This is a genomic window from Bacteroidota bacterium, assembly GCA_034439655.1.
Classification (GTDB): domain Bacteria; phylum Bacteroidota; class Bacteroidia; order UKL13-3; family UKL13-3; genus CANJUD01.
The window spans coordinates 1-9,596 of the sequence record JAWXAU010000172.1; the positions used below are offsets into that span (position 1 = coordinate 1).

Sequence of the window (9,596 nt, forward strand, 5' to 3'; positions counted from 1 at the left end):
TCATTATATGCAGGTACTATAATAGAAAGTTTCATTCGAATATAATATAGTTTATGATATTATGCATTGATAAAATAAGGTAGTATTTTTTGAATCCCAGCCTCCACGGGCAAAAGATCACGACCTAATATCGATTTCATTTTACTATTCTCTGGCATACGTCTCGTCATATCGCCTTCCGTTAAAGCCGGCAAATGAATAATTTCTGATTTGGAATTTGTTTGTGCTATAATCAACTGGGCTAGTGCTAAAATAGGTAGTTCTATATCGGAGCCCAAATTAATCACATCATTAATGCATTTGCTATCATCTAATATAATCTGGGTAGCATCAATATTATCATCTATGTGGCAGAATGTACGTGTCTGCATTCCATCTCCATTAATGGTGATAGGTTCATTTTTGAGAGCTGCTTTAATGAAACGGCTCATTACAAAATCGCCACTTTGCTTGGGGCCATAAGTATTGAAGAATCGAAAAATAGTAAATTCCAAACCGTGCTCACGGTAATATGATTTAAGAAATGCTTCGCCCACATTTTTCACAATGGCATAGGGCAATTTTGAGTTGAGTGGCGTAGTATCCTCGTTCTGTGGAAACTCAACTGGCTCGCCATAAACCTCGGATGAACTGGAGAAAAAAATTCTTTTTACCCCTGTATTCTTTGCCAATTGCAAAATATTATCAATGCCACGCAAATCATTCAACACCAACAGAGGATTCATAAGCGTACGCTGCACGCCAACTACAGCAGCGTAATGGAATACATAATCAAATTTGTTTGAAACCATTATAGCCAGCATCTCTTCGTATGAATTTGCATCGGCTTTAATAAATTGGTAGTTCGCAAGTTTGGCTGGCGGGAGATTGTTAGCTGAACCTGTTAAAAAATTATCGATCGCTACTACATAGTTATCTGGATTCTGTATTAGCTTGTCGGCTAGCGAGCTGGGGATAAACCCTGCACCACCTGTAATAAGTATTTTTCTTTGCATATATTAATATTGAAACCGAATAGCCGCAAATTTAACCTATTACAGAGGAATAAAAAAACGGACTGCAGTGGTATTGATATATAATTGGCAGCTTGCTCACTTTTGTCCTAATATTGTATGCTAAATGGGGTACGTGAAACAAATTCAACAGTTTGGCAGAAAAATATTTTTCTCCTTATCAGCGGTCGTATCTGTATTTATCATAATTCAACTCTGTTTCAGGCTAGGGCATTTTGATTATCCTGCTGATGATTTCAAAACTTATTTCTGGAATAATGCAAATAATATTCAAGAAATTAATTATCCTTTTCAAACACTCGATGGCGAAAAATTTCTAGCCGATGGCAATATTGAAAGATTTGGTTATACACCTCCCCTTTATACCTATTTGGTGGCAGCCATTATTAAATTGGGTGGTGGACTTAGTGCTATATTTTGGGTCAATGTATTTTTATTGGCATTCACCATTTCCATTGCTGCCAAAATATTTAAACTCATTACCCAAAACAAACTCATTATATATCTAAGTCTTTGGATTCTTATCCTCAACCCTTTATTTATCAATATTCCAAGACTTTATTTATCAGAAAGCCTTTTCTCTTTTTTAACAATATCTGCACTGTATATGTTTGTAGTTATGCAAATAACCAAGACCTGGCTTCCTTATATTATTGCATTGGTTTTATTGTTTGCCAGTATTGAAACTCGTACTATCAATTTATATTTAATACCTTTAATTGCAATCTTCTTTTTATTTGTAAAACAAGGAATTTTTCAAAAAATATTTTTGACTTTAATTTCATTTGCAGTATTTTTTATATTGATTTCAAGCACATCCAACTATAACTCCACCTACCTGCGTCGCACGGTGGCTGATGGCCTTAGCCGATTTGAGGGAAACCCCGTTGCTGATAAATTATATAATAGTGTTCGACCGCATCAAGAAAATTGGAAAGCTACTTTTAACGATGAACTTATAACACAAGTTAAAAATAACCCCATTGATTTTTGCAATTTATATATAACAAAGTTTGTAAAAGCTTGGTATGGTACCGATAGTGGGGACGGCGAACTTCTGATATTCCTATTTCAAATTATTCATTTGTGGGCATTTGTGATTTTGCTTATTCTATTTTTGATACGAAAACTCAGAGATCCTAAAATATTTATATTATTACTCGTTATATTATATACGAGTATTATTGCAACAGGCACACTTTCTATTTGTAGGTATATGTCGCCTATTGTGCCTTTGTACGTGTTTTGTACGGTGTGGGTGGTGGGATGGTTTTATGATAAATTATCCTTTCAGCCAAAGCATGACGTGAATATGCAGTAGTTTGCGATAACTAGTAAATAGAAGAGATTAATATATATTATATTGCTCTTTTGTATATAGGCGATGGAATAGATTCTATTAGTCTGAATAGTTGCTCTGTATCTGCAACATCGGTTAAACGCATTTTACCGCCCAATGCTTGCATTTTCAACCCGTGACAATTCGTCACGGGTTCATTTCTTTCTTCTTTAAGACGTTGCTTCAATTTCCTCCAATAGGCCGTTGGGTCTACACTCTCCGTTAAAATACTTATAACATCAACTATAGAAATATACCATTTCTCTTCTACCTCATCCCACAGCGTTCTTACTTTTTTATCTTCAAATATTTTGATAGCATCTTGTTGTTTCATATTGGGTCAATTATTAATGTAATACCAATTCTTAAACTATAATAGTGCTCCGCCTGTGGCTGATTAGTTTTTAGAATGTTATACCAATTCTTAACCTATAATAGTTCTCCGCCTGTGGCGGATTAGGTTTGTAGAATGGTAATGCCGAACTACATCCCGAAAGCATTCGGGATTAGTCCCTTTTTTTTTGACTATTATATATTGAGTGTCGGTATTAATGCCGAACTACATCCCGATAGCCCCGCTTAATCCCGATAATTATCGGGATGCGGGGGGATTAGTCCCTTTCTTTTGGTCTACTATATATTGAGTGTCGGTATAACAAATATAATACTTTTTCAAAAGATAGTTATGAACGATTTATGTCTATGATTTCCAAAGAACAATCTACTGCCCAAGGTTGTGTATTTTCACCAACCTCAATATTTACGATTACCTCCCCCGCCACTTCCAAATCCCCACCAGCATACCCAAGCCATAACAGATATGCAATAATGTATAAGCAGGGATAGTTAGCAATTTTACGAGCATACTATTCTTTTGCGAAAAGGCGAAATAGATATTCAAAAACATATATAATATAAAAGGCGAAATCCAAATGGTAGCCAAAAAACACCCTAACAAAAATGCAAATGGAATTGATATGATATATAATGCAAAAAAGCCTGGTATAATATGGCGGAGTCGCATGCCTGCATTATTCAGTTTTTTAAATACCAAGGGTTTGTATACACCGTATTGATAGTATTGTTTGGCCATTGCTTTATAACTATCACGCACATAATACGAAGATTCTATTTGTGATGACTGGTATATTTTTCCGCCCAGTTTATTGGTGCGATAATTAAATTCATCATCTTGGTTCCGCATCATCTCTTCATCGAAAAATCCAAATTTTTCAAACGCAGATTTATGCCAAAAACCAAAAGGAACAGTTTGAACATAGGCATCAACAGCTTCGGTGCGGAACTCTGTATTACCCACGCCAAACTTGGTACTCATGGCAATAGCTATAGCTTTACCAATATTTGTTTTGCCTTTTGAATATATATAACCACCTACATTATCAGCATGGGTCTTTTGTAAAATTTCATAGCATTTCTCAAAATAATTATCTGGGTACTCGGTATGTGCATCCACTCTTGCTATGTATTCTCCTTTGGCTTGCTTAATTGCTGTATTAAGTGCAAAAGGAACATACTTATTCGGATTGTCAATTAACCGAATATTATGATGGTTGGTACTATATTCCTCAATTATTTTCCGTGTACCATCAGTCGACATACCGTCTACCATTAGCAATTCCTTATCATCTGGCTTGGCTGATAAAAAGAAATCCAATATATGTTTGATATATTTTTCTTCGTTATAACAAGGGCAAATCACAGAGATGAGCATGGTAATGTATTAAGGTATTTCTAAATATTTATGCGTTTGCAAACTTAGCTGCCACTGTGGATTTTCTTTTATATAATCTATAATAAGTGGTTCCACTTCTTTTCGTTTGCTCCATTCGGGCTGCAAGTATAATATACATTTTTCGTTTACCAAATTCCCAAATTTTGTGGCCCATTCAAAATCGTGTTTATTATATATAATTGTTTTTAACTCGTGAGAAACAGCAATAGATTCTTGCAATGGTTCTTTAAACTTCTTGGGCGAAAGGCATATCCAGTCCCAATCTCCACTCATAGGGCTTGAGCCGGAAGTTTCAATATGCAATTTCAAACCTGCTTGTTTTAATACGCTAGTTAAAGGATTTAAATCGTGCATTAATGGTTCACCACCCGTTATCACGACAATTTTGGCGGGCGTATTTTGTATAGCAGTTAATATATCTTGTACAGATAAAATAGGATGGTTCTCCGTATGCCAACTCTCTTTCACATCGCACCACACACAACCCACATCGCAACCTGCAAGCCTCACAAAATAGGCTGGTTTACCTGTGTGAAAACCTTCACCCTGTAGGGTGTAGAAGTGCTCCATTACTGGGTATTGGTGAGAAAGGAACTGATCCACTTTATAGAAAAATTTGCAAAAAAAATGACAGGTTTACCACATCGCACCGCTACGACCTCCGACCCTTGCTGTATTCCTACCCTGGGGGATTTGGAGGGAGCAAGTCGTGTGGCTCCTGTCAGGGGCAAAGGTAATGTAGAAATATGTTTGGGGCAAAATATTTTTAGGATTAGATTCGCCGCGGCGAACCTAATCCTAAAACCTATTCCTTATTCAAGAAACTGTATAGTAAACTAATCTGCACTAAGCATATAGCAGGCAAGGTAAAAACAATAATAGCAATAGCAAGCAATGTTGGAAATAAAGAATATGCGATATAAAAAAACAATATCGCCATTGCACTCATCAATATTTGCCTTAGTATAATATAATAAGATTGATGTTTCAATTTTTCGTTATTTACGAGTAATGCATTTTGTATGAGATAAAAGGCAGTGCTACAAAATAAAAATGCCAACATCAATGGCAACCCTAGTATAATCAATGCCACCCATGCTATGGTTTGTAAATATTTAATAGGTCTGTTTACCCTATTCGCATGACCTACTTTTGTATATATAGTATAGAAAATATCGACCCAATTAATTTTGAAATACTTGTAAAAAAAGTAAATTACATTTTTAAAATCCTGCATTAAAACTGTATTGGGCAATTGATAAAAACCTCTCGTATCAGCCGGTTTATGCAAGGTCGTAAAATCGACTCTGGTCTTAAAAATCTGATTATTCAGTTCGAATTCAGTTTTGTGTTTGAGTGTTTCGTAAGCCAAATTTATTTTAACAAACTCGCTATTGGTATCCACTCCGCTTGCATCGGGATGAAACTCACGTGCTTTTGCTCGATACTGCTGCTTTATTTTTACGGCTGTAACTGGTTGCTGCAGTCCAAGTATTTGTATGGCCTCATTAATAGTCAATACTTGTTAGAATTTCATAAAATCTTCAGGATTCAAGGGCGAACCATTATGCCAAAGTTCGAAATGTAAGTGAGGCCCTGTGGTTAGCTCACCGCTGTTGCCTACAATAGCTATAGCATCGCCTGCGTTAACAAACGCCCCTGCATTTTTTAGTAAAACGGAATTGTGTTTATATACTGAAAATATATTATTGGGGTGTTGAATGCCTATTACATGTCCTGCATCGGGAGTCCAGGAAGAAAACACCACAGTACCTGCCAAAGTAGACTTCACAGCTTCATCGGGTTTGGCCACCACATCAACCGCAGAATGATTTGCATCGGGCGAAAATTTTTCCGTCACAAATCCTTTTACAGGTGCTATAAACATAAAATTGTCGGGAACTGTTGGGTTCGTCTCCATTTCTTTTCTAAAATATTCGCGGTTATCGAAAGCCATCAATCTGTCGTCAATCATTTTTTGTATTACTCCAATTGCCGAATCGTTCATCAATCGCATGGAGCTATCACTGGGCGTTTTACCATCTATTATATCTTTCAAAATCCTGGATTTGAATTTCATATCTTTTACAACATTGCTCATCGAATCCAAAGCAAGCGATTGATTTCTATATAAGCGTTCGAACTTTTTAGAATTGGCGTAGCCGGGTATATATTCCCTAACAGGTGTAAATGCAATGAGCGATACTACTATAAGTGTAAAAAGCACAATACCCGCACTAATGCCGATGAATAAATTCATGGGTGTGAGATGCACCGAATATCTTTCTTCAAAAGTATTCTCCGTCATCAACACCAGGCGATAACGAACTTTTAACTTTTTGATGAGTTTTTGTTTTGGTTTTTTTTCTTCCATTTTTCTGAGGTGTATATGCAACTATATTGCGGTAAAATTGGTCTTATGGTTAGTATTAAAATAGATTCCCTATTTTTGCTTGCAAATTTAATAACAAAAAAGCAGCAGTATATTTTTACTTAAACAAAGTAATATTTTGATTTTCAACTTCTTTAAGAAAATAAAGTGGGGAAAGGCTATAAACGTATTCTCGTATTTTGCCTTGCTGCTAGTAGCATCCTGCCATTTAAGCGATGAAAACAAGCTCAAAATTGCTTGGCATAATCTCATTTCACGCGATAATATTTGGTTTCATGCCAATGAAAAAGTGAATGCTGCATTTGAAAGTATGCGTACACAAAACGCAGACAATTTTGAAAAGATTTTGCCGGTTTTCCCTTATGGCACAGCCGAGCAACGCAAGGGTCTCGCCACCGAAATGGATGAGGTAATGAAGAAATGTTCGAAAGTGATATCCGATCATAAAATTAGCAAGTGGGTCGACGATTGCTTTTACTTGCTAGGTGAAGCTCAATTTTTGAAAAACGATTATTATGCAGCCATCGAAACATTTCAATACCTGAACGCCAAATACAAAACCAGCGAATTGCGTTATCCCTCCTCTATTTGGATTATGAAAAGCTATGTATATGCGGGCCGATCGGATGAGGCAGAAGCTATTGTGAGTTATTATAAGAACGAAGCAAAATGGCCCGAGAAATATCAAGGCGAACTGAGTGCTATTTTGGGGGATATATATATAAGGCAAGAAAAATACAAGCCAGCCATCAGCCGCATACGGGATGCATACACTAGAACTCATAAAAAATCTTTGAAGGCACGCTATAGCTTTATTTTGGGTCAATTATATCAACAAACCGACCGTGGAGATTCTGCTACCTATTTCTTCAAAAAATGTATTAAATACAATCCCAATTACGATATGGCATTTAGTGCCAAAATGAATATAGCAAAATCGGCAAACCTATCTGACCCCAGCAAAAAGAATCAGGCCAAAAGATTAATGAAAAATTTGTTGCGAGATGATAAGAACATCAGTTATTTCGACCAAATATACTATGAACTGGGACATATAGAGGAGAAGGACAAAAATTTACCTGAAGCCATCAAATATTATAAACTATCTGCACTTAGCAGTCAGAAGAATAATGCTCAGAAATCATTGTCATACCTTGCTTTGGCTGATATATATTTTGCCAAACCCGATTACAAAAATGCCCAGGCTTATTATGATAGTACCGCTTTATTTATACCCAAAAATAATAAAGATTATGAACTTATCATGGAGAAAAAAAATGTGTTGGGAGAATTGGTGCGGAATATCACCACCATTAAACTACAAGACAGTTTGCTAAAACTTGCGGCAATGGACACCAACAAACTATATCGTTATTTAGAAAAAGCCATTGAGGATAAAAAATCGCAAAAAGAAGAAGTGGACAATACTTTGCCCCTAAACAATAATACCAATACAACGAGTTCAGGTGGCAGCGGGTTTTATTTCAGCAACTCATCCTTGGTTGCTATAGGTGTTACAGAGTTCAACCGCAAATGGGGTCAACGCAAGAACACTGACTTTTGGCGGGTAGCTGCTAAGGCACGAGAATTAGCGGACATTCAAAGCAATAATCTATCAACTGACAATACCTCAACACTTGATACCATTAATATTGGGCAAACGCCATTGGCTTCAAAAGCATCGCCCGAAATGAAAAAAATGCTGGCACAAATACCTTTTAGCGATGCTTCAAAAAAATCGGCCAATAATAAAATAAGTGACGCTTATGCTGGCAATGGCGATATTTATTACGACAAGTTGAACGATATTGAAGAGGCCAAAGAAAGCTATTTGAATTTGATTGACAAATACACCAGCTACGAAAAACTAGATAGGGTATTATATAAACTATATAAAATTAGCAATACACAAAACGACTCTTCACAAGCAGAAAAATATAAAAAATGGCTTGTTGGAAAATTCCCTAAAAGCCCTTATACACTCCTATTAACAAGTCCGCACAAAGACTACACACCAAAAGAAACCAATAAAGAAGTTTCGAATTATTATAATACTATTTATGAATCATATTTAAAAGCTGATTATAATAGTGCGAAAACACAACTTGGTGAAGTTGACAAGAAATTTCCGGGCACCAGTATCAAACCCAAGTTCGATCTACTAGATGCCATGATTGAGGCCAAAACAAACAACCTAACTGGTTACGAAACCAAACTAAAACTGGTACAAAGTAAATATCCAAATACGGCTGAATCGGAAAAAGCAGATGGATTATTGAAGGCATTGGAGAAATTAAAAAAAGGAGAGATTGATATGGGAGACACCTCTGCCATTAAAAAGGACAGTGCTGACGATAAAGAAAAAGACAAGGCTATTAAAAAAGGGAGCTACCAAAGTAAATATTCGTCGCGTTATTTTTATGTGTTATTGGTGCCCACCAGTATCCCCAACCCAGAAGAAGTGAAAATAAAATTTTCTGACCACAATTCCACCAAACACACACTGGAAGGGCTTGAGAGTAAGTTATTAGAATTTAATACCACCTATCAATTGTTCCGTGTTAATGAATTTAAATTAAAAGAAACCGCACTTAAATATTTGCTTGAAATAGATGGCAAACAAACGATGCTGAACGAGGCTGGAATTAAAGAAGTAAAGCATTTCATTATTAGTGATGAAAACTTTTTGGAATTGTACAATACCAAAGACTATGAGGGCTATATCGAGTTTTATAACAAGAATTTTTAAAAAAGTTCGGTCTTAAAAATATTCCTATATTATATTTGCACCTTCAATACGGTAGTCGTAGCTCAGTTGGTAGAGTCCCAGATTGTGATTCTGGTTGTCGCGGGTTCGAGCCCCGTCGATTACCCTTAGTTGAAAAGCCTCCGAAGAATTTATTCTTCGGAGGCTTTTTGGTTTTAGAATTCTTTGGATTGATTTAGCTTTTTTGAACAAATTCACCAATTCTCATATTCGTATATCAAACTAATACCGACACTCAATATATAATAGTCCAAAAGAAAGGGACTAAATGTATTAGACCTCTTTCATAATTCGATTCTAATAAATATAAAGGTTTGAAACACGAATTTTAA

At 36.0% G+C, this 9,596-nt stretch carries 7 protein-coding genes, 1 tRNA gene, 1 other RNA gene and 1 pseudogene; 3 read left to right on the top strand and 7 right to left on the bottom strand.

Annotation, left to right across the window (positions count from 1 at the left end; genetic code table 11):
* Positions 1-59: 59 nt before the first annotated feature.
* On the bottom strand, positions 60-995 hold the full coding sequence (locus SGJ10_12905) for an NAD-dependent epimerase/dehydratase family protein (GenBank protein MDZ4759023.1): 936 nt from the start codon (positions 993-995) through the stop codon (positions 60-62).
* A gap of 133 nt (positions 996-1,128) precedes the next feature.
* Here SGJ10_12905 and SGJ10_12910 point away from each other — a divergent pair, with 133 nt between their 5' ends.
* Positions 1,129-2,334: a hypothetical protein gene (locus tag SGJ10_12910; protein MDZ4759024.1), complete on the top strand. Its 1,206-nt coding sequence runs from the start codon at positions 1,129-1,131 to the stop codon at positions 2,332-2,334.
* 58 nt (positions 2,335-2,392) lie between these two features.
* Here the strand turns inward: SGJ10_12910 and SGJ10_12915 are convergent.
* The 6 genes and pseudogenes from SGJ10_12915 to SGJ10_12940 form a co-directional block, all read right to left on the bottom strand.
* Positions 2,393-2,686 (bottom strand): annotated as a pseudogene (locus tag SGJ10_12915) (hypothetical protein).
* A gap of 432 nt (positions 2,687-3,118) precedes the next feature.
* Complete coding sequence (locus SGJ10_12920; protein MDZ4759025.1) at positions 3,119-4,084, bottom strand: glycosyltransferase family 2 protein; 966 nt, start codon at positions 4,082-4,084, stop codon at positions 3,119-3,121.
* Between the two features lie 9 nt (positions 4,085-4,093).
* Positions 4,094-4,675: a 7-carboxy-7-deazaguanine synthase QueE gene (locus SGJ10_12925; protein MDZ4759026.1), complete on the bottom strand. Its 582-nt coding sequence runs from the start codon at positions 4,673-4,675 to the stop codon at positions 4,094-4,096.
* A gap of 55 nt (positions 4,676-4,730) precedes the next feature.
* Positions 4,731-4,829, bottom strand: an RNA gene (ffs, locus tag SGJ10_12930) — signal recognition particle sRNA small type.
* Positions 4,830-4,910: 81 nt separating this feature from the next.
* Positions 4,911-5,624: a DnaJ domain-containing protein gene (locus SGJ10_12935; GenBank protein MDZ4759027.1), complete on the bottom strand. Its 714-nt coding sequence runs from the start codon at positions 5,622-5,624 to the stop codon at positions 4,911-4,913.
* A gap of 6 nt (positions 5,625-5,630) precedes the next feature.
* Positions 5,631-6,479, bottom strand: a complete 849-nt coding sequence (locus tag SGJ10_12940; GenBank protein ID MDZ4759028.1) for a M23 family metallopeptidase — start codon at positions 6,477-6,479, stop codon at positions 5,631-5,633.
* A gap of 202 nt (positions 6,480-6,681) precedes the next feature.
* Between SGJ10_12940 and SGJ10_12945 the strand changes: the two genes are divergently transcribed.
* Together SGJ10_12945 and SGJ10_12950 are read left to right on the top strand one after the other, a co-directional pair.
* Positions 6,682-9,246, top strand: a complete 2,565-nt coding sequence (locus tag SGJ10_12945) for a tetratricopeptide repeat protein (protein MDZ4759029.1) — start codon at positions 6,682-6,684, stop codon at positions 9,244-9,246.
* Positions 9,247-9,297: 51 nt separating this feature from the next.
* Positions 9,298-9,370 (top strand) — tRNA-His (locus tag SGJ10_12950).
* Positions 9,371-9,596: the final 226 nt, after the last annotated feature.